This window comes from Micromonospora sp. WMMD708 (assembly GCF_049315245.1).
In the GTDB taxonomy this organism is placed as follows: Bacteria; Actinomycetota; Actinomycetes; order Mycobacteriales; family Micromonosporaceae; genus Micromonospora; species Micromonospora wenchangensis.
On sequence record NZ_CP186060.1, the window covers coordinates 4,264,316 to 4,282,945 of the forward strand.

The window sequence follows — 18,630 nt, forward strand, 5'->3', positions numbered from 1 at the left end:
GCACGGGCGTTGAACCTTTTCGGCCCGCCGTCCGAACTACCCGGTGTGGCCGGAGCCGGTGTCGGCCACGGCGAGACGGATGGGGGCGGAAGATGACGACGACCCGTGGTGACGTCCGGCGGCGTCGGGGCGTGCTGGTGCTGGCGGCGGTGGCGGCCGGGGTGTTCGGTGCCCCGGGCGCGGCGCTGGCGGACGGGCTGTCGGCCAGCCCGAGCCAGGCGGTGCAGGGCGACGCGGTGGAACTGACGTTCGTGGTGCCCGAGCAGCGGCCCGGCGCGCGCACCGAGAAGATCGAGTTCAGGATGCCGCCGGACGCCCCGATCGGCGAGGTGTACCCGCTGTCGGTGGACGGCTGGGCGCCCCTGATCACCTCCCGCGAGCTGGCCGCGCCGGTGGCCGGCATCCACGCCCCGTCGGTGAGCACGGTGACCTCGGCGGTGGTCTGGACCCGGGGTGCCGGGCCGGCGGTCCCGGGTCCGGCCCGGCTCTCGGTGGCGATGGGTCCGCTGCCGCAGACCGACCGGATGACTTTCGAGGTGGTGCAGACCTACTCCGACGGGACGGTGGTGCGCTGGGCCGACCCGGCCGGGGGCGGGCATCCCGCCCCGACACTGGCGCTGGTGCCGCCGGCTCCCGGTGCGGCGACCGGGCACCACGGCGGCGCGGCCGACGGGACGGACGCCCAGGCGGCCCCGGCCCAGGACGCCACGCCGGCCGACGACGAGGGCGGTCCCAGTGCGGACCTGCTGCTCGGCGGTGGCCTGCTGGTCGGGTTGGGCGGCGGTGCGGCGATCGGGTGGGTGGCGAGCCGGTCACGCCGCCGGGCCGCCGCCGAGGACGCGCGGGTCGACGATCCGACGGCGGATCCCGGCTCCGCCCCCGGCGAGCGGGGCTGGCGGCTCGACGGGCACGCCCCGCAGGACCGCGCCGACGCCGAGCGGGTCGACCCGGGCGACAGGTCCGGCACCGACGCTGCGCGGGTGTCGGCGCGCTGAGCGTCGGCCGGGTCGGCTCAGTCCAGCCAGTCCGGCAGCGGCTCCCGGGCGGCCACCCAGTCGGCGGGCACCCCGCCGGGCGTACCGACCCCGGTGTGGCCGCCGATGATCCCGCCGACGATCGCGGCGGTGGTGTCGACGTCCCCGCCGGCCTCGACGCAGGCGCGGATGGCGGCCGGGTAGTCGGCCAGGTGGGTGGCGACCACCCAGAGGGTGAACGCGACCGTGTCCTGGGCGGTCACCCGGGCACCGTTGCCCAGCGCCGCGACGGCCTCGTCGAGGCCGCGACCGAGCAGGCCGATCGCCCGGCGTACCCCCCGGTGCACGGCGCTGGCCGGGTCGATCGCCCCGGCGACGGTGGTGAGCAGCCGGGCCACGTCGGGGCGGGGTTCCCCGTCCAGCCGGGCCCGGGCGGCGAGGGAGGCGGCGACGGCCACCGCGACCGCGCCCGCGATCCCCTCCGGGTGGGCGTGGGTGACCTCGGCGCTGAACCGGGCCCGGGACGCGGCACGGGTGGTCGAGTCGGCGTACCAGGCGCCGAGCGGGGCGACCCGCATCGCCGCACCGTTGCCGCAGGAGCCCTGGCCGTCGAAGGCCGACGCGGCGGCCACCGGCCACGGGGTGCCGGTGCGGATCAGCCGTAGGATGCCCACCGCGCCCGGCCCGTAGCCCCGGTAGGGCTCGGCCCGGGTGGCGAAGGCCAGCGCCAGCCGGTCGGCGTCGATGTCGCCGTGGGTGGCGAGCTCGGCCAGCACCGAGCAGGCCATCTCGGTGTCGTCGGTCCACTGCCAGGGTGGCGGGGGCAGTCGCCCGGCCGTGAGGTCGTCGGGTCGCCGGCCCGGGACGAAGAACTGTGAGCCGAGGGCGTCGCCGACGGACAGCCCGGCGAGGCTGTCCCGGGCCAACGCCAGCCGGGCGTCGGGGAACAGGGTGAACGGCATCGTCGTACCATTTTGCCCGGTTCGTCGATGCGCCGCAACGCGCCCGACTTGCCACGGGCAGTACGGTGCTGACGTGGCCACCGTGCTCCTGGTCGAAGACGACCACGTCGTCCGTGGCGCGATGCTGCGGTCGCTCAGTGAACGGGGGCACGCGGTGCACGCGGTCGGCACGGCGCTGGACGCGCTGCGTCGGGTCGCCGCCGAGACCCCCGATCTGGTCGTGCTCGACCTGGGCCTGCCCGACCTCGACGGCTCGGACGCGCTGCGGATGCTGCGCGGCATCACCGACGTGCCGATCATCATCGCCACCGCCCGCGACGACGAGCAGTCGGTGGTCCGCCTGCTGCGGGCCGGCGCGGACGACTACATGGTCAAACCGTTCACCGGCGCCCACCTGGACGCCCGGATCACCACCGTGCTGCGCCGGGTCGGCCGGGCCAGCCGTACCGTCGCGCCGGCCGTGCACGCCGTCGGCGGGCTGCGGGTGGACGTGGGTGAGCGCAGCGCGGTGCTCGACGGGGAGCCGCTGGCGCTCACCCGTAAGGAATTCGACCTGTTGGCGTATCTGGCGGCGCGGCCCGGCCGGGTGGTGTCCCGGCGGGAACTCTTGGAGGAGGTATGGCGCCAACCGTCGGTCGGCGAGGACCAGACCATCGACGTGCACCTGTACTGGCTGCGCCGAAAGATGGGAGAGTCCGCGGCGAAGCCGCGCTACCTGCGCACCGTGCGGGGGGTGGGGTTCCGGCTGGTGGCCCCCGACTGAGGCCGGCGCTGGCCGCGTTGACGGCCGGCATGTGCGCGCTGGTCGCGTCGGCGTTCCTCGTCCCGCTCGGGTTGACCCTGCGGGAGGAGGTGCGCGAGGAGGCGCTCGCCGACGCGGCGCGGCGCGGGGCGCTGGTCACCGGCGCGCTCGCCGTCAGCGCCGAGCCGGCGGCGGTCCGCCGCGCGGTCGAGGCCACCGGGGACGACCCGGCGACCCGTCCGGTGGTGCACGGCCTGGCCGGGGAGCAGCCGGCCGGGCGGGCGTCGGCCGACGACCTGGAGCGGACCCGGGCCGGGAAGCAGTCCCGGGTGGTCGACGTCGACGGCGGGTTGCTGCGGCTCGACCCGGTGGTGCTCGACGGCCGGGTCGCCGTGGTCGAGGTCTTCGTGCCCGACACCGTCCTCGACGAGGGGGCGGGCGGCACCTGGCTGCTGCTCACCGGGGTGGCCGTGGCGCTGGTCGGGGCGGCGGTGATCGTGGTGGACCGGGTCGCCGGGCGGGCGGTCGACTCCACCCGGGCCCTGGTCCGCGCCGCGCTCGCCGTGGGCGACGGTGACCTGGGGGTACGGGTCGAGCCGAGCGGCCCGCGCGAGCTGGCCGAGGCGGGGTACGCGTTCAACCGGATGGCCGACCGGCTGGTCGCCGCCCGCACCGACGAACGGGAACTGGTGGCGGACCTGTCGCACCGGCTGCGTACCCCGTTGACGGTGCTGCGGCTCGACGCCGAGGGGCTGGACTCCGACGACACCAGCGTCGGCTCGTTCAGCGCGGCGGAGCTGGACCGGCGGCGGACGATCCGGCGCATCCGGCAGGCGATCGTCACCCTGGAGGGCGAGATCGACGTGCTGATCAAGACGACCCGCAAGGCGGTGGCGCACGAGGCCGGGCCGGCCGAGTGCGACGTCAGCGAGGTGGTCCGGGACCGGATGGTGTTCTGGTCGGCGTTGGCCGGCGACCAGAACCGCCCGCACCGGGTCAGCGGCGCGCAGTTCCGCATTCCGGTGCCGGTGCCCCGGGCCGAGCTGGCGGCCGCCCTGGACGCGGTGATCGGCAACGTCTTCCGCTACACCCCGCAGGGCACCGCGTTCGAGGTGGCCGTCTCCCGCCGGGACGGGTACGTGGCGATCCGGATCGACGACGCCGGGCCGGGCATCGCGAACCCGGACCGGGCGTTGCGGCGCGGGGCCAGCGACCAGGGCTCGACCGGGTTGGGGTTGGACATCGCGCGGCGGGTGGCGTTGCAGGCCAACGGCTCGGTCAGCCTCGACCGGGCCCACCTGGGCGGGGCGAGTGTGGTGATGCTGCTGGCCGATCCGCAGGCCACCCCCCGGCAGGTCAACCGGTTCGGGCTGGTGGGCCGGATGGCGCGGGAGGCCCGGGAGCAGAAGGGCGGAGGCCGCCGCTGGCCCCGGCAGCGGCCCACCGACGGCTGAGCGACGGGCGCTGGCTGTGCTGTGCCGCAAGGTTTCCTTAGATCCGGATTAACGACGGCGACGCGGGGCGGGTGGGCTGACAGGATCGGGGCCGAACCCATCGGTTCCACCGGCCTGTCGCCCCTGACACCCACCGGCCGGTGGATCGGTACGCGCGGCGGGGGCACGGTCCCCCACACCAGCTCCCGCCGCGTGTACACCACTTTCCCGGACTTGACCCCTGCGGTCAGCGGGTCGCCACGAAGGCGTCGATCTCGGCGATGATCCGGGCCTGCCCGGCCGGGTCGAGGAACGACGCGGACACCGCCTCCCGGGCCAGCGCCGCGAGCCCGTCGGGGCCGGCGTCGAGCAGTCGGGCGGCGACGGCGTACTCGTCGTTGAGGGTGGTGCCGAACATCGGCGGATCGTCGGAGTTGATGGTGACCCGCACCCCCGCGTCGACGAGTCGCCGCAGCGGGTGCTCCTCGATCCGGGCGACGGCCCGGGTCCGCACGTTGGACGTCGGGCACACCTCCAGCGGGATGCGCCGCTCGGCCAGGTACGCGAGCAGTTCCGGGTCCTGGGCGGCGGAGATGCCGTGGCCGATCCGCTCGGCGCCCAGCTCGCGCAGGGCGTCCCAGACGGTCTGCGGGCCGGTGGTCTCCCCGGCGTGCGGCACGGACCGCAGCCCGGCCGCCCGCGCCTGGTCGAAGTACGGCTTGAACTGCGGCCGGGGCACCCCGATCTCGGGGCCGCCGAGGCCGAAGGCGACCAGCCCGTCGGGGCGTTCGTCGAGGCTGATCCGCAGGGTCTCCTCGGCGGCCGGCAGGCCGGCCTCGCCGGGGATGTCGAAGCACCAGCGCAGCGCGATGCCGAAGTCGGCCTCGGCACGGCGGCGGGCGTCCTCGATGGCCTCGCAGAACGCCGGTGCGGGGATGCCCCGGCGCACGTGCGAGTAGGGGGTGACGGTCAGCTCGGCGTAGCGGACCTGCTGGCGGGCCAGTTCCCGGGCCACCTCGTGGGTGAGCAGCCAGACGTCGTCGGGGTCGCGGATGAGGTCGACGACGCTGAGGTAGATCTCGACGAAGTGGGCGAAGTCGCGGAACGCGAAGTAGTCGGCGAGCGCGTCCGGGTCCGCCGGTACGGGGCTGCGTCCCTCGTGCCGGGCGGCCAGTTCGGCGACGATCCGGGGGGAGGCGGAGCCCACGTGGTGCACGTGCAGCTCCACCTTGGGCAGTTCGGCGATGAAGGCGGACAGGTCGGTCACTGCTGCTCCTTGTGCCGGGCACCCGTACGGGCGACCACGAAGATCCGACGGAACGGGAAGTACACCTGACCCTGCCGTACCGGGTACGCGCGGGCCAACAGATTCCCCAGCGCGGCGCGGAACGCGGCGAGGGCGGTGTCGTCCAGCACCGCCCGCACGGGGCGCAGGGCGGTGCCGTCCAGCCAGGTCAGCACGGGGTGTTCGGCGTCGGCGGGGGCGGGCAGCCGGTGCAGGTAGGTGGTCTCCCAGGCGTCGACCGTGCAACCGGCGGCGGTCAGCGCGGTGGCGTACCCGACCGGGTCGTCGACGGGGTCCTCGCGCAGCAGCGGCCGGACGGTGGCCGCCCAGCGGGGGTCGGCGGCGACCTCGCGTAGCGCCCGGTGCGAGGGGCCGGCGAAGTTGCCGGGCACCTGGAACGCCAGCCAGCCGCCGGGCGGTAGCGCGTGCGCCCAGCGGCGCAGCAGGGCCGGGTGGTCGGGCACCCACTGGAGCACGGCGTTGGCGACCAGCACGTCCACGTCGGGGGCGGGCCGCCAGTCGGTGACGTCGCCGACGGTGAACGTGACCGGGGTGTCGAGCGTGCGGGCCCGCCCGATCATCTCGGGGGAGGAGTCCAGGCCGGTGATCCGGGCGTCCGGCCAGCGTCGGGCGAGGGTCGCGGTCAGGGTGCCCGGCCCGCAGCCGAGGTCGACCACCGCGCGTGGCCGGTCGGCGTCGACCCGGGCGAGCAGGTCGTGGAACGGGCGGGACCGTTCGTCGTCGTAGCGCAGGTACGTGCCCGGATCCCACATGACCAACCCCCAAACCGTACGTACGTTTTGTTACAAGGTACGGCCGGCGCTGCGCCCCGGCAAGCAGGTCACTAGGCTCGACGGCATGGAACAGCGCAGCTTCGACCGGCTCGGCCGGCAGGTGGGTGTGGTCGGCCTCGGGGCCTGGCAGCTCGGCGCGGACTGGGGACAGGTCAGCGAGAGCGACGCCCTGGCCGTCCTCGCCGCCGCCGTGGAGTCCGGCGTCACCTTTCTCGACACCGCCGACGTCTACGGCGACGGCCGCAGCGAGCAGCTGATCGGGCGGTTCCTGCGGGACAACCCCGGACACGGGCTCACCGTCGCCACCAAGATGGGCCGCCGGGTCGAGCAGACGCCGCAGGCGTACACCCTGGACAACTTCCGGGCCTGGACCGACCGGTCCCGGGCCAACCTCGGCGTGGACACCCTCGACCTGGTGCAGCTGCACTGCCCGCCCACCGAGGTCTTCGCCGACGACCGGGTCTTCGACGGCCTCGACACCCTCGTCGCCGAGAAGCGGATCGCCGGGTACGGCGTCAGCGTCGAGACCTGCGACCAGGCGCTCACCGCGATCGCCCGGCCGGGGGTGGCCAGCGTCCAGATCATCCTGAACGCGGTCCGGCTCAAGCCCCTCGACGAGGTGCTGCCGGCCGCCGCCGCGGCCGGCGTCGGCATCATCGCCCGGGTGCCGCTGGCCAGCGGCCTGCTCTCCGGCCGGTACGACGAGCACACCACCTTCGCCGCCGACGACCACCGCACCTACAACCGGCACGGCGAGAGCTTCGACGTCGGCGAGACCTTCTCCGGCGTCGACTTCGACCTCGGCCTGACCGTGGTGCGCCGGCTCGCCCCGCTGGTCGGCGACGGGCGCACGATGGCCCAGTTCGCCCTGCGCTGGGTCATCGACCAGCCCGGGGTGACCGTGGTCATCCCCGGCGCCCGCAACCCGGAGCAGGCCCGGGGCAACGCCGCCGCGGCCGGGTCCCCCGCGCTCACCGGGGCCGAGCTGGACGCCGTCCGGTCGGTCTACGACGAGCTGGTCCGGCCCCGGGTGCACGACCGGTGGTGAGCCACGCCGGCCGGGTCGTCGCGTCGGTGCCGTCCGCCCGGCATCCTGGTGACCGGGCCGGGTCGACCGGCCCACGGAGGGGGGACCGGTGAGGGGATGGCTCACGCTCACCCTGGGCCTGCTGGCCGTGGTGGTCGGCGCCGTCTGGACGGTCCAGGGCCTCGGATACGTCGACGGCAGCCTGATGAGCGACCAGCGGGTGTGGGCCGTCGTCGGACCGCTGCTCGTGCTGGCCGGCCTGGTGCTGCTCTGGCGTGGCCTGCGGGCCCGCCGGCTGCCCTGACCGGCCCGGCGAGCTGCGGGGCATGGCCGCTGCCCTGACCGGCGTACGCCGACGGGGAGAGGGACCGATGCGGAAAGCCCCGCGTCCTGGGAGGACACGGGGCTTTCCGTCGATCCGGCTGGCCGGACCACCCGAGCCGGCGAACGCCGACCGGCTTCGCTCAGAGGGGGCGGACCTGCTCGGCCTGCGGACCCTTCTGACCCTGGGCGATCTCGAACTCCACCCGCTGGTTCTCCTCCAGCGTGCGGTAGCCGCTGGTCTGGATGGCCGAGAAGTGGACGAACACGTCAGCACCCCCGCCGTCGACGGTGATGAAGCCGAAGCCCTTGTCAGCGTTGAACCACTTCACGGTTCCCTGCGCCATGTGTATCTCCTTCTAAAACCGGCGGCCGAGCACGCTGTGCGGCCGATTGGCCGTGTGCGGGCGGCGACCACCCGGGCGGACCCCCACAGCGGGAGACCGCTCCGTGCCGACACCGTCTCGCAACAGCGGGGATCAGCAAACCACGTACCCAAAAACCTTGCACAGCCTAATCGGCGAAATTCTCCGACATGTGACCTGACGGATGCCCGACGCACGCTGCCCGGGTCGACCGACCCGGGCGAAAGGCCCCCCGTCCGTCGATGCGTACGGGGGGCCGCAGGTCGTCGTCACCATCCGGCAGGACAGCCGTCACGGCTGGTCAGCGGGGTTGCCTCCGGTCGGGCGGGTCAGTCGGGCCAGCGCCCGGTCAGCCGCCGGACGCCGACCGCGCCGCCCCGGTCCACCGCCGCCCGGACGACCGAGAAGATCGCCCCCTGCAACGCCGCCGCCGCGAGGATCTCGCCCCAGCGGCGGTCCTCGTCGGTGGGGTTGGGCGCCTCACCGTCCCCGGCGGTCGCCTTCCACACCTGTCGGAAGATCGTCCCGGCCAGCGCACCGGCCGCCAGTCCCAGCAGCACCCCGACCGGCTTGTAGGCGGTCCTGCTGATGCCCTTGCTCACCTGCGCCTCCCCCGAATGATCAACAACACCACCACGGCGGCCACCGCACCGGCCGCTATCGTCGCCCACGGCACCGGATCGCGCCGCACCGCCACCGACGTGTCGTACGCCTGGGTCCGGGCCCGGTCGACGCTCTGGGCCGCCTGCCCCCGCACCCGGGCCACTGTCGACGCGGCCTGCTCGCGCACCCGCTCGCGCGCCTGTTCCGCCGAGTCCTTCAGCCGGGCCTTGACGTCGGCCTTGGCGGCCAGCAGTTCCATGGTCTCGCCCAGCTCCACCCGGGTACGCCGGATCTCCTCGCGCAGCGCCTCGGTGTCGCCGGTGCCGTTGCCGTTGCTGCCTGTCGTGCCGGTCATGCCCGTCCCCTGTCCTTCACCGCGGCGGCGACCGTGTCCACGTCCGCGCGTACGCTGCGGACCGTCGCCTCCGGCATCGGGGGGACCGCGTGGCTGACCTGCTTCTTCCCCACCAGGGCGAGCACCCCGGCGACGAGGAAGAGCACCACCGCCACGATCAGCGCCGCCGCCCACGCGGGCAGCACCAGGGCCAGCAGCAGGATCACGGCGGTGACCAGTGCGCCGAGCCCGTACAGGGCCAGCGCCCCGCCGCCGCCGAAGAGGCCGATCCCGATCCCGGCGTGCTTACCCTTCTGGGTCAGTTCCGCGCGGGCCAGGGCAAGCTCGTCCCGGACCAGTCGGGAGACCTGCTCGGTGGCCCGCTGCACCAGTTCGGCGGTGGACGGCTCGCTCCCGGTCCGGGACGTACGGTGGTTCGCGACGTCAGCCATGCTGTCCTCCTTTCGTCATCACCGCGCTGTATGCCCGGAGCCGCCGTCCGTCAATCCTGCGTACGGTGACCAACCACATCTGACCGCAGGTCGGGCCGGGACGTCCGGCAAAACGCCGAAGCGGGTACGACGAGCCAGCCCCCGCGACCGGCGGTCGCGGGGGCTTGTCGGGGCTGAGCGGGGCTGCGGGTGGCTCAGCGGCGGGCGTCGCCCCCCGGGTCGGCCCCGACGGTGACGGTCTCGCCCCGGGTGTCCTGGTCCGGGCCGACGAACGCCTCGCTGCGGGCGTCGCCGTCGTCGCTGCCGCCGAAGACCCGGGCGTCGTCGGGCAGCTCGCCCTCGGCGCGGCGGCGGACCTGCCGCCGCGGCGGCACCCACTGCCAGGGCAGGCTGCCGGCGCCGTCGCCCACCTCGGCGCGGGTCCGGGGCAGCGCGGTCGGCCGGTTGTCGCGCACCCAGCCGACCAGGTGCTCCCGCACCAGGCACCGCAGGTCCCACAGGCTGCCGGCGTCGGCGGCGCTGACCAGGGCGCGCACCTTGATCGCGCCGCCGGTGGCGTCGGTGACCTGGAGCACGCAGACCCGGCCGTCCCACAGGTCGGTGCTCTCCACCAGCCGGCGCAGCTCCTCCCGCATCGACTGCACCGGCACCGACCAGTCGAGGTGGAACTCGGCCGTGCCGAGCACCGCCGCCTCGGTCCGGGTCCAGTTCTGGAACGGGGTGCTGGTGAAGTACGAGGTGGGCAGGATCAGTCGCCGGTCGTCCCAGATCTGGACCACCACGTAGCTGAGCGTCAGCTCCTCGATCCGGCCCCACTCCCCCTCGACCACCACCACGTCGTCGAGGCGGACGGCGTCGCTGAAGGCGAGCTGGAGGCCGGCGATGACGTTGCCGAGCAGGCTCTGCGCGGCCAGCGCGGCGACCACACCGACCACACCGGCGCTGGTGAGCACGCCCGCGCCGACACCGCGTACCGCCGGGAAGGTCATCAGCATCACACCGACGGCGAGCACCACGATCACCACGATGGTCAGCCGGCGCAGCAGCACCACCTGGGTGCGTACCCGCCGGACGTGCCGGTTGTCGGGCACGTCGACCCGCAGGAACCGGGCCAGCGCGGTGTCCTCCGCCACCACCAGCAGGGAGGCGACCAGCCAGGCCACCGCGGCGACCACCCCCAGCACCAGGATGTGCAGCACGGCCTGCCGCCACCCGGTGCCCACGGCGTAGCCGGTGGTCCAGCGGACCGCGAACTGGACGGCCACCACCGTGCCGGCCACCTGCAACGGCCGGTGGACGTGTTCGGTCAACTCCGTCATCAGGTGGGACCGGCGGCCGAGCCGCCGGATCAGCCGGTGTACCACCTCGACGAGCAACAGAGCGATCGCCGCCGCGGTGGCCGCGGCGGCGATCGTCTCGAGGTAGTCCTGCACGTGGTTGTCTCCCTCCGGCCGGGCTGATCGCAATCGGGCAAAGGCCCAATGGTGCCCGGCGTTTCCGGTATCGACCAGGCTCAGATCTTGCGGAACCGGGACTGGAAGAAGCAGTAGACCCCGAACGCGGCGATACCGAGCGCCATCAGCGCCAGGATGAACGGCCCGTACGGCTGGTCGCGCAGGGTCCGCAGCGCGGCGTCCAGGCCACGCGCCTTCTCCGGGTCGTAGTTGATCGCGGCGACCACGATCAGCAGACCGGCGACGGCGAACACCGCGCCCCGGGCGATGTAACCGGCCATGCCCAGCCGGCGGACCGTCTGCCGGGTCTTGCCGTTCATCTCGTTGGTCTTCAGGTTCCGCTCGAACTTCTTCTTGTAGCCGTAGATCATCATGCCGATGCCGACGGCGGCGAGCACCAGGCCGGCGAGCCCGACCAGCCCACGGCCGCCGCTGGAGGCCATCAGCTTCTCGCTGAACTGCTCCTGCTGGTCGGCGCTGTTGGCGCTGGCGTCCTGCACCACCTGGATCGAGGTCCAGGCGAGCCAGAGGAAGACGACGGTACGCACGACCGAGGCGATCCGCTCGAAGAGACGTTCCTTGCCGCGCTTGGCGTGGTGGCCGACGGCCGCCTCCAGCGCCTGCCAGATGGCCATCGCGATCAGGCCGACGGCGATCGCGATCAGCAGGAACTTGCCCATCGGCTGGGCGCCCAGGGCGCGCAGGGCACCGTTCTGGTTGCCCTCCTCGCCGGAGCCGGCGAAGGCGATCTGGAGGATGATCCAGGCGAAGAGCAGGTGGACGATCCCGTAGCCGATGAAACCGGCCCGGGCGAGGAGTTCCAGCCAGCGGCTGTCCGCGGTGCGGCTAGCGGTGGCTTCGGCGTTCCGGGTGAGTGACATGGGCCCACAATCTCCGTTCGGGAAGATCCCCAAACGTGGTGCGGCCCGGTCCGGGGCAGGTCAGCTGCCGGCGTTGCGCGACACCCGGATCTGCACCTGCTGGTCGGTGACGCTGTCCAGGGTGACCGCGAAACCGCCCACCTCGGTGGCCTGCTGGCCGATGGTCAACGAGAGCTGCTCGCCGGCGACCTCGACGGTCACCTGGTCACCCTGCGCGCCGATCAGCTTCGCCTCGACGCCGAGGACTGAGGCGCGGGCGTCGACCCCCCGGTCGAAGGTGACCGTGCAGGCGTCCAGGCCGCAGTCGGTGTCGGCGCCGTCGGAGCTGCATCCGGCCAGCACGGCCACGCCGAGCGCCAGGCCGGCCAGCAGGCCGATGGCACGCCGGAGGGGGGTGGGGGTGGTGGCGCTTCGCTTCGTCACCCCACCAAGGGTACGAGACGCCGCCCACCCCGGCACCCGGGTGGATCTTCGGGTCCCTCCGGCCGGCTAGGGTCCGGGCATGCCGTTCGACATCACCCGTACCCGGGCCGCGTACCCCGCGCTCGCCGAGGGTTTCGCCCACTTCGACGGTGCCGGTGGCACCCAGACCCCCCGGTCGGTGATCGACGCGGTGGCCGACGCGATGCGCATCGCCGTGGGCAACCGCAGCACCGCCTTCCTGCCCGGCCGCCGGTCGCTGGAGCTGGTGGCGGGGGCCCGCGTGGCGGTGGCCGACCTGCTGGGCGTCGCGCCGGACGGGGTGGTGCTCGGGCCGAGCGCGACCGCGCTGACGTACACCCTGGCCCGGACGCTGGGCGCGGACTGGGGCCCCGGGGACGAGGTGGTGGTCTCCCGGCTCGACCACGACGCCAACGTGCGGCCCTGGGTGCAGGCGGCCGTGACGGCGGGGGCGACCGTACGCTGGGCCGAGTTCGACCCGGTCACCGGCGACCTGCCCGCCGCCCAGTACGCCGACCTGGTCGGCGCGCGGACCCGACTGGTGGCGGTGACCGCCGGCAGCAACGCGACCGGCACCATGCCGGACGTGGCGGCGATCGCCGCGACGGCCCACGCGGCCGGCGCGCTGGTCTGTGTGGACGGGGTGCACTCGGTGCCGCACGGTCCCACCGACCTGGCGGCCACGGGTGCCGACTTCCTCGTCACCAGCGCCTACAAGTGGTCCGGCCCGCACCTGGCGGCGGTGGTGGCCGACCCGGCCCGGTGGGCGGGGCTGCGCCCGGCCAAACTGGTCCCCTCCTCCGACGCGGTGCCCGACCGGTTCGAGGCCGGCACGCCGAGCTTCCCGCTGCTCGCCGGGGTGGCCGCCGCCGTCGACCACCTGGCCGGGCTGGACCCGACGGCCACCGGTGACCGGCGGGCCCGGGTCCGCGCCGGGCTGGCCGCCGCGCAGGAGCACGAGGGGGCGCTGTTCGCCCGGCTGGCCGAAGGACTGGCCGCCCGGCCGGCGGTCGCCGTCCTGCCGGCCGGCGGGCGGCGCTGCCCGACGGTGTCGTTCCGGCTGGCCGGGTGGACGCCGGCCGGGCTGGCCGCCGCGCTGGGTGCCGCCGGGCTCTGCCTGTCCAGTGGGGACTACTACGCCTACGAGTACTTCCAGGCGCTCGGCCTGCGCGACAGTGGCGGGGCGGTACGGGCGAGCGTCTACCACTACAACACCGTCGACGAGGTGGACCGGCTACTGACCGAGCTGGACCGGCTGGCCGAACAGGGGGAACCGGCGGACCGCTGAGCGCGGGCGGGTCAGCGGACGCCGGTGAGCAGTTCGGCGGCGGCCCGGGCGGCGGCCCGGGTCGCGCCGTGGGTGGCCAGGTGCAGGCCCCCGGTGACCAGCTCGGGCAGGCCGAGTTCGACTACCACGGCATCCGGCCGGGTGGCCAGCGCCCGGTCGACCGCGGCCCGCATCCACGGGTGCCGGTGCAGGTCCCGCACCACCAGCACCAGTGGCCGGCCGGCCGCCGCACCGGTCGGGTCGGCGGGCAGGTCGGCCTCGGTGAGCCGGACGGTGGTGGTGCCGGGCAGCAGGTCGGCCAGGGGTGCCCCGAGGCCCCACGGGGTCTCCGCGCCGATCGCTATGTTGTGCGGTGCGGCGAACTCGACCACGTGCGCGGCGGCGGTCAGCGGCAGCCGGCCGACCGCGTCGCCGCTGACCCGGACCGCCCGGCGAGCGGCGGTCAGGCCGACCGGGGAGCCGTCGGCGGGGTGCGGGGCGGGGTCGGGCCGGCCGGCGCGGGCGGCGGTGCTCCACTCGGCGAGCTGACCGACCCGCTTGGCGGCCTCGGCGAGGCGTTCCTCGGGCAGCTCACCGGCGATCACCGCGGCCACGATCGCGTCGCGCAGGTAGCGGGCGGCGGCCTCGTCGGCGCGTTCGCCGCCGACGCAGATCGCGTCCGCCCCGGCGGCGAGGGCACGTACGGCGGTGCCGGCGAAGCCGTACCGGTCGGCGACGGCGCGCATCTCCACCGCGTCGGTGACCACCACGCCGGAGAAGCCCAGTTCCTCCCGGAGCAGGTCACCGAGGATGCGGCGGCTGAGGGTGGCCGGCAGGTCGGGGTCGAGGGCGGGGACCAGCAGGTGCCCGGTCATCACCGCCTGCACCCCGGCGGCGACGGCGGCCCGGAACGGGACCAGCTCGGCGGCGTCCAGGCGGGCCCGGCTGGCCCCGATGCGGGGCAGGTCGTGGTGCGAGTCGACCCGGGTGTCGCCGTGGCCGGGGAAGTGCTTGGCGCAGGCGGCGACACCGGCGGACTGGAGGCCGCGTACCCAGGCGGCGGTGTGCCGGGCGACCAGGTGCGGGTCCGCGCCGAAGGAGCGCACCCCGATCACCGGGTTGGCCGGGTTGATGTTGACGTCGGCGTCCGGGGCGTAGTTGAGGGTGACGCCGAGGTCGGCGAGTTCGACGCCGAGGTCGCGGGCCACGTCCTCGGTGAGCGTCGGGTCGTCGACCGCGCCGAGGGCGAGGTTGCCGGGGCGGGAACTGCCCCGGCCGGACTCGATCCGGGTGACGTCGCCGGCCTCCTCGTCGATGGCCACCAGCACGTCGGGGCGTTCGGCGCGCAGCGTCGCGGTGAGCGCGGCCACCTGGTCCGGGTCGACGACGTTGCGGGCGAACAGCACCACCGCGCCGAGCCCCTCGGCCAGCCACCGGCGGACCCAGTCGGGCGGGGTGGTGCCGACGAAGCCGGGTTGCAGGACGGTGGCGGCCAGACCCGCCAGGTTGCGCTCGTTCATCCGGCCCCGGTACCCCCGTCGCGTGTCGACGGCCCGATGCCGTCGCGGTGCTGCCATGGTCACACCGGGCGAGGTAATAGTCAATAAACCTTACTGTTACTGTCTGGCGTCGGTCGGGGGGACGTGCGACAGTGCGGGGATGGACCTGCCGCTCGCCGACGCCACCTCGCCGGCCGACATCCCCGGCGTACGCCTGCTCGGCCTGGTGGTCGGCGGACTGCTGCTGCTGGCCGCCATCCGGGCCATGTTCGGCCGCCGCTGAGTACCGGGTTCGACCGCCGCCGAGTTGGGCCGCCGCCGGCCGACTGATCCCACACCCGCCGGGGTACCGCTGGTGGAGGTCGCGCCGCACCCGGCGGCGGGCCCGGCGAGGGGGCACCATGAAGATCGGCTACTTCCTGTCCAGCGAGGAATACACCCCGGCGCAACTGCTGGAGCAGGCCCGCGCCGCCGAGCGGGCCGGTTTCCAGGCACTGTGGATCTCCGACCACTACCACCCGTGGACGGACGCCCAGGGGCAGAGCCCCTTCGTCTGGTCCGTCATCGGGGCGCTGAGCCAGGTCAGCTCCTTGCCGGTGAGCACGGCGGTGACCTGCCCGACGGTCCGCATCCACCCGGCGGTGCTGGCGCAGGCGGCGGCGACCAGCGCGGTCATGCACTCCGGCCGGTTCGTCCTCGGCGTCGGCACCGGCGAGGCGCTCAACGAGCACATCCTCGGCGACGCCTGGCCGCAGACCGACGTCCGGCTGGAGATGCTGGAGGAGGCCGTCGCGGTGATGCGGGAACTGTGGCGGGGCGACTTCGTCAACCACCACGGCCGGCACTACACGGTGGAGCACGCCCGCGTCTACACGCTGCCCGACACACCCCCGCCGGTGTACGTCTCCGGCTTCGGACCCAAGGCCGTCGACCTGGCCGCCCGGATCGGCGACGGCTACGTCAGCATGATGCCCGACGGCGACCTGGTCAGCCGGTTCCGGGACAACGGCGGCGGCGACAAGCCGTGCCAGGCCGGCTTCAAGGCCGCGTACGCCGACACCGAGGACGAGGGCGCGCGGATCGCGTACGAGACGTGGCCCAACGCCGGGGTGCCGGGCGAGCTGTCCCAGGTGCTGCCCTCCCCCCGGCACTTCGAGCAGGCGGCCCAACTGGTCACGCCGGATCAGGTGCGGCAGGGCTTCGTCTGCGGCAACAGCGCCGACGCCCACCTGGAGATGATCGACAGGTACGCCAAGGCCGGCTTCGACGAGGTCTACGTCGCCAACACCGGCCCGCACTGGCAGGGCCTGTTCGACCTCTACCAGCGCGAGGTGCTCCCCCACCTGCGCTGAGTCCCACCGTCCACGGGTCACCGACACGCACCGCCGGCGGTGACCCGTGGTCGACCGGGCGTGCGCACCCGGTCACCGCGCCTGACCTGCGACGTACCGGCCGCCGTGGGCGGTGTGCCCGATCCGGTGGGAGCGGTTTCGCGGTCCATCCGCCCGGGTACCTCCGGCCCTCGATGAAGCTGTCCATGCACTCGACGACGTTGCGCCGCGCGGCGCGCAGCCTGTTCGGCTGGAAAGCGCTGCGGCCCAACCAGCTCGCCGCCATGCGCGCGGTGATGAAACGACGCGACGCCCTGGTGGTACTCCCCACCGGAGCCGGCAAGTCGGCGATCTACCAGATCCCGGCGAGCCTGATCCCCGGGCCGACGGTGGTGATCTCCCCCCTGTTGGCCCTCCAGCAGGACCAGATCGCCGCGCTCAACGAACGCCAGCGCCCCGAGCTGCGCGCCGTGCGGATCAGCTCCGACGAGAGCGCCGCCCAGCAGGCCGAGGCCATCGAGGAGATCCGGCAGGGGCGGGCGGAGTTCCTCTTCATCACCCCGGAGGCGCTGGCCAACCCCGACCGGATGGCCGAGGTGAGGTCGTTGCAGCCGGCGCTGGTGGCGATCGACGAGGCGCACTGCATCTCCGCGTGGGGGCACGACTTCCGCCCCGACTACCTGGCGTTGGGCCACCTGATCGACGGTCTCGGCCGGCCGCCGGTGGTGGCGCTGACCGCCACCGCCTCCCCGCCGGTACGCGACGACATCATCGCCCGGCTGCGGCTGCGCGACCCCGAGGTGGTGGTCTCCGGGCTGGACCGGCCGAACCTGTTCGTCGAGGTCGCCCACTGCCCCACCGACGACTACCGGTGGCGGCGGCTGATCGCGCTGCTGCGGGACGACGAGCGGCCCGGCATCATCTACGTGCCGACCCGGCGGGCCGCCGAGGAGCTGGCCGAGCGGCTGACCACGGCCGGGTTCCCGGCCGAGTACTACCACGGCGGGATGCCCACCGCCGCCCGGCACGGGCTGCACGAGGCGTTCCTCGCCGACCAGGTGCCGATCATGGTGGCGACCTCGGCGTTCGGCATGGGCATCGACAAGCCGAACATCGCCTGGGTGGTGCACATGGCGCTGCCCGACTCGCCGGACAGCTACTTCCAGGAGATCGGCCGGGCCGGGCGCGACGGTGCGCCGGCCCGGGTGCTGCTGCTGTGGCGGGCCGAGGACGTCGGCCTGCAACGCTACTTCTCCGGCGGCCTGCCGGACGAGACCGAACTGCGGGACCTGGCCGCGCTGCTGCGTCGGCGGGCGACGACGAAGAAGGCGCTGCGCGAGGCGACCGGCCTCGGGCCGCGCAAGCTCGGGCAGTACCTGGCCCTGCTGGAGCAGATCGGGGCGGCCGAACCCCGGGCCGGGCAGAAGATCGGCGCACCGCGCTACTCCCCCACCCCGGCGCAGGCGGGCGCGGCGGCCCTGGCCGAGGCCGAACGGCAGCAGACGGTGACCCGCTCGCGTACCGACATGATGCGCGCGTTCGCCGAGACCACCGGATGCCGGGGGCAGGTGCTGCTGGCGTACTTCGGCGAGCAGATGTCGCAGGTCTGCGGGCACTGCGACAACTGCCACGCCGGCACCAGCGTGGCAAGCGACGGCGCGGTCGGTCCGTTCCCGGTGCACAGCCAGGTGCGGCACCCGGAGTGGGGTCCCGGGCTGGTGCTCAACTACGAGGAGGACCGGATGACGGTGCTCTTCGACGAGGTGGGTTACAAGACGCTCTCCGTGCGCGTGGTGTCCGAACAGGGTCTGCTGACGCTGGACTAGCCTGACCCGGGCGCCGCCGGGGGGCGGTGCCCGCAGTGGAACAATCGAGAGGGGCTCAGTCGTGATCGAACAGCCGGCGTACACCGGGTTCGGGTTCTCCGACGAGGAGTGGGGGCTGCTGGTCGGCCTGCCGCAGTCGGTCCTGACCGCGGCCAGCGCCGCCGAGTCGGACGGCGCCCGGCGCACCCGCGCCGAGAACGCGGCCGGGCTGGAGACCATCGCCACCGGCCGGGAGTCGGCCAGCCCGCTCGTCGCCGCCGTCGCCGGGGAGATCGTCTCCCGGGTGGGCGACCCGGAGGCCGGCGAGGAACTGCCGGTGATCTCGCCGGCCGACCCGCAGGCGCTCATCGACGACGTGCTGGTCCGGGCCGGGCAGGCGGCCACCCTGCTGGCCGCGAAGGTGGACGAGGGCGAGGCCGGGGCGTACCGGCACTGGCTGGTGGAGATCGCCGACCAGGTGGTCGGGGCGGCATCCAGCGGGGGGCTGCTCGGCCTCGGCGGCGACCAGGTCAGCGACTCGGAGCGGAAGTTCCGCGACCGCCTCTCCCAGGTCCTCAACGACTGACGTCGACCACGGCGACGGGCCGGGCCAGCCTCACGGCGGCCCGGCCCGCTCCTGTCGTCGACACGCGGCGCGCC

At 74.4% G+C, this 18,630-nt stretch carries 21 protein-coding genes; 10 read left to right on the forward strand and 11 right to left on the reverse strand.

Annotation, left to right across the window (positions count from 1 at the left end; all coding sequences use genetic code 11):
* The first annotated feature begins 92 nt into the window (after positions 1 to 92).
* Positions 93 to 995 (forward strand): DUF1775 domain-containing protein, encoded by a 903-nt coding sequence (locus tag ACN260_RS18895; protein ID WP_422752361.1) that lies wholly within the window; start codon positions 93 to 95, stop codon positions 993 to 995.
* A 17-nt stretch (positions 996 to 1,012) separates the two neighbouring features.
* Here the strand turns inward: ACN260_RS18895 and ACN260_RS18900 are convergent, their stop codons facing one another.
* Positions 1,013 to 1,936 (reverse strand): ADP-ribosylglycohydrolase family protein, encoded by a 924-nt coding sequence (locus ACN260_RS18900; RefSeq protein WP_422752362.1) that lies wholly within the window; start codon positions 1,934 to 1,936, stop codon positions 1,013 to 1,015.
* 73 nt (positions 1,937 to 2,009) lie between these two features.
* On the opposite strand from ACN260_RS18900, the gene ACN260_RS18905 reads away from it, so the two are divergent.
* Both ACN260_RS18905 and ACN260_RS18910 read left to right on the forward strand, forming a co-directional pair.
* Entirely contained in the window at positions 2,010 to 2,699 is a 690-nt protein-coding gene (locus ACN260_RS18905) for a response regulator transcription factor (RefSeq protein WP_422752363.1), read from the forward strand.
* Between the two features lie 29 nt (positions 2,700 to 2,728).
* A complete protein-coding gene (locus ACN260_RS18910) occupies positions 2,729 to 4,132 on the forward strand; it encodes a HAMP domain-containing sensor histidine kinase (protein ID WP_422756755.1) in 1,404 nt (467 codons plus the stop codon).
* Positions 4,133 to 4,358: 226 nt separating this feature from the next.
* Here the strand turns inward: ACN260_RS18910 and ACN260_RS18915 are convergent, their stop codons facing one another.
* Complete coding sequence (locus tag ACN260_RS18915; RefSeq protein WP_363654931.1) at positions 4,359 to 5,378, reverse strand: adenosine deaminase; 1,020 nt, start codon at positions 5,376 to 5,378, stop codon at positions 4,359 to 4,361.
* Positions 5,375 to 6,169, reverse strand: a complete 795-nt coding sequence (locus ACN260_RS18920) for a trans-aconitate 2-methyltransferase (protein WP_422752364.1) — start codon at positions 6,167 to 6,169, stop codon at positions 5,375 to 5,377. Before ACN260_RS18920 ends, ACN260_RS18915 begins: the two co-directional genes overlap by 4 nt.
* Positions 6,170 to 6,254: 85 nt before the next feature.
* On the opposite strand from ACN260_RS18920, the gene ACN260_RS18925 reads away from it, so the two are divergent.
* Entirely contained in the window at positions 6,255 to 7,238 is a 984-nt protein-coding gene (locus ACN260_RS18925) for an aldo/keto reductase (RefSeq protein WP_422756756.1), read from the forward strand.
* Positions 7,239 to 7,326: 88 nt separating this feature from the next.
* Positions 7,327 to 7,521: a hypothetical protein gene (locus ACN260_RS18930; protein ID WP_422752365.1), complete on the forward strand. Its 195-nt coding sequence runs from the start codon at positions 7,327 to 7,329 to the stop codon at positions 7,519 to 7,521.
* A 160-nt stretch (positions 7,522 to 7,681) separates the two neighbouring features.
* On the opposite strand, the gene ACN260_RS18935 is transcribed toward ACN260_RS18930, so the two are convergent.
* From ACN260_RS18935 to ACN260_RS18965, 7 genes are all read right to left on the reverse strand, one after another.
* The gene (locus ACN260_RS18935; protein ID WP_011905669.1) at positions 7,682 to 7,885 is read right to left on the reverse strand and encodes a cold-shock protein; all 204 of its coding nucleotides are present in this window, start codon (positions 7,883 to 7,885) and stop codon (positions 7,682 to 7,684) included.
* A 347-nt stretch (positions 7,886 to 8,232) separates the two neighbouring features.
* On the reverse strand, positions 8,233 to 8,505 hold the full coding sequence (locus tag ACN260_RS18940) for a DUF4235 domain-containing protein (RefSeq protein WP_422752366.1): 273 nt from the start codon (positions 8,503 to 8,505) through the stop codon (positions 8,233 to 8,235).
* Positions 8,502 to 8,861 carry a DUF3618 domain-containing protein gene (locus tag ACN260_RS18945; protein ID WP_422752367.1) on the reverse strand — a complete coding sequence of 120 codons (360 nt, stop codon included), beginning with the start codon at positions 8,859 to 8,861 and terminating at the stop codon, positions 8,502 to 8,504. The genes ACN260_RS18940 and ACN260_RS18945 overlap by 4 nt, the downstream gene beginning before the upstream one ends.
* Positions 8,858 to 9,292 (reverse strand): phage holin family protein, encoded by a 435-nt coding sequence (locus ACN260_RS18950; protein ID WP_145918853.1) that lies wholly within the window; start codon positions 9,290 to 9,292, stop codon positions 8,858 to 8,860. Before ACN260_RS18950 ends, ACN260_RS18945 begins: the two co-directional genes overlap by 4 nt.
* A gap of 194 nt (positions 9,293 to 9,486) precedes the next feature.
* Positions 9,487 to 10,725 (reverse strand): mechanosensitive ion channel family protein, encoded by a 1,239-nt coding sequence (locus tag ACN260_RS18955; protein ID WP_422752368.1) that lies wholly within the window; start codon positions 10,723 to 10,725, stop codon positions 9,487 to 9,489.
* An 80-nt stretch (positions 10,726 to 10,805) separates the two neighbouring features.
* On the reverse strand, positions 10,806 to 11,627 hold the full coding sequence (locus ACN260_RS18960) for a DUF1206 domain-containing protein (protein ID WP_422752369.1): 822 nt from the start codon (positions 11,625 to 11,627) through the stop codon (positions 10,806 to 10,808).
* A 60-nt stretch (positions 11,628 to 11,687) separates the two neighbouring features.
* Positions 11,688 to 12,050, reverse strand: coding sequence for a hypothetical protein (locus tag ACN260_RS18965; RefSeq protein WP_422752370.1), 363 nt, complete (start codon positions 12,048 to 12,050; stop codon positions 11,688 to 11,690).
* A gap of 79 nt (positions 12,051 to 12,129) precedes the next feature.
* Between ACN260_RS18965 and ACN260_RS18970 the strand changes: the two genes are divergently transcribed.
* Positions 12,130 to 13,356 carry a cysteine desulfurase-like protein gene (locus tag ACN260_RS18970; RefSeq protein WP_422752371.1) on the forward strand — a complete coding sequence of 409 codons (1,227 nt, stop codon included), beginning with the start codon at positions 12,130 to 12,132 and terminating at the stop codon, positions 13,354 to 13,356.
* A gap of 11 nt (positions 13,357 to 13,367) precedes the next feature.
* Here the strand turns inward: ACN260_RS18970 and ACN260_RS18975 are convergent, their stop codons facing one another.
* On the reverse strand, positions 13,368 to 14,855 hold the full coding sequence (locus ACN260_RS18975) for a glycoside hydrolase family 3 protein (RefSeq protein ID WP_422752372.1): 1,488 nt from the start codon (positions 14,853 to 14,855) through the stop codon (positions 13,368 to 13,370).
* A 139-nt stretch (positions 14,856 to 14,994) separates the two neighbouring features.
* On the opposite strand from ACN260_RS18975, the gene ACN260_RS18980 reads away from it, so the two are divergent.
* The 4 genes from ACN260_RS18980 to ACN260_RS18995 all read left to right on the forward strand — a co-directional run bounded on the left by ACN260_RS18980 (position 14,995) and on the right by ACN260_RS18995 (position 18,556).
* Positions 14,995 to 15,117 (forward strand): hypothetical protein, encoded by a 123-nt coding sequence (locus ACN260_RS18980; protein ID WP_269756964.1) that lies wholly within the window; start codon positions 14,995 to 14,997, stop codon positions 15,115 to 15,117.
* Between the two features lie 118 nt (positions 15,118 to 15,235).
* Positions 15,236 to 16,186, forward strand: a complete 951-nt coding sequence (locus ACN260_RS18985; RefSeq protein WP_422752373.1) for a TIGR03557 family F420-dependent LLM class oxidoreductase — start codon at positions 15,236 to 15,238, stop codon at positions 16,184 to 16,186.
* Between the two features lie 173 nt (positions 16,187 to 16,359).
* Positions 16,360 to 17,991 carry a RecQ family ATP-dependent DNA helicase gene (locus tag ACN260_RS18990; protein WP_422752374.1) on the forward strand — a complete coding sequence of 544 codons (1,632 nt, stop codon included), beginning with the start codon at positions 16,360 to 16,362 and terminating at the stop codon, positions 17,989 to 17,991.
* Positions 17,992 to 18,052: 61 nt separating this feature from the next.
* Complete coding sequence (locus tag ACN260_RS18995) at positions 18,053 to 18,556, forward strand: hypothetical protein (RefSeq protein ID WP_422752375.1); 504 nt, start codon at positions 18,053 to 18,055, stop codon at positions 18,554 to 18,556.
* Positions 18,557 to 18,630 lie beyond the last annotated feature (74 nt).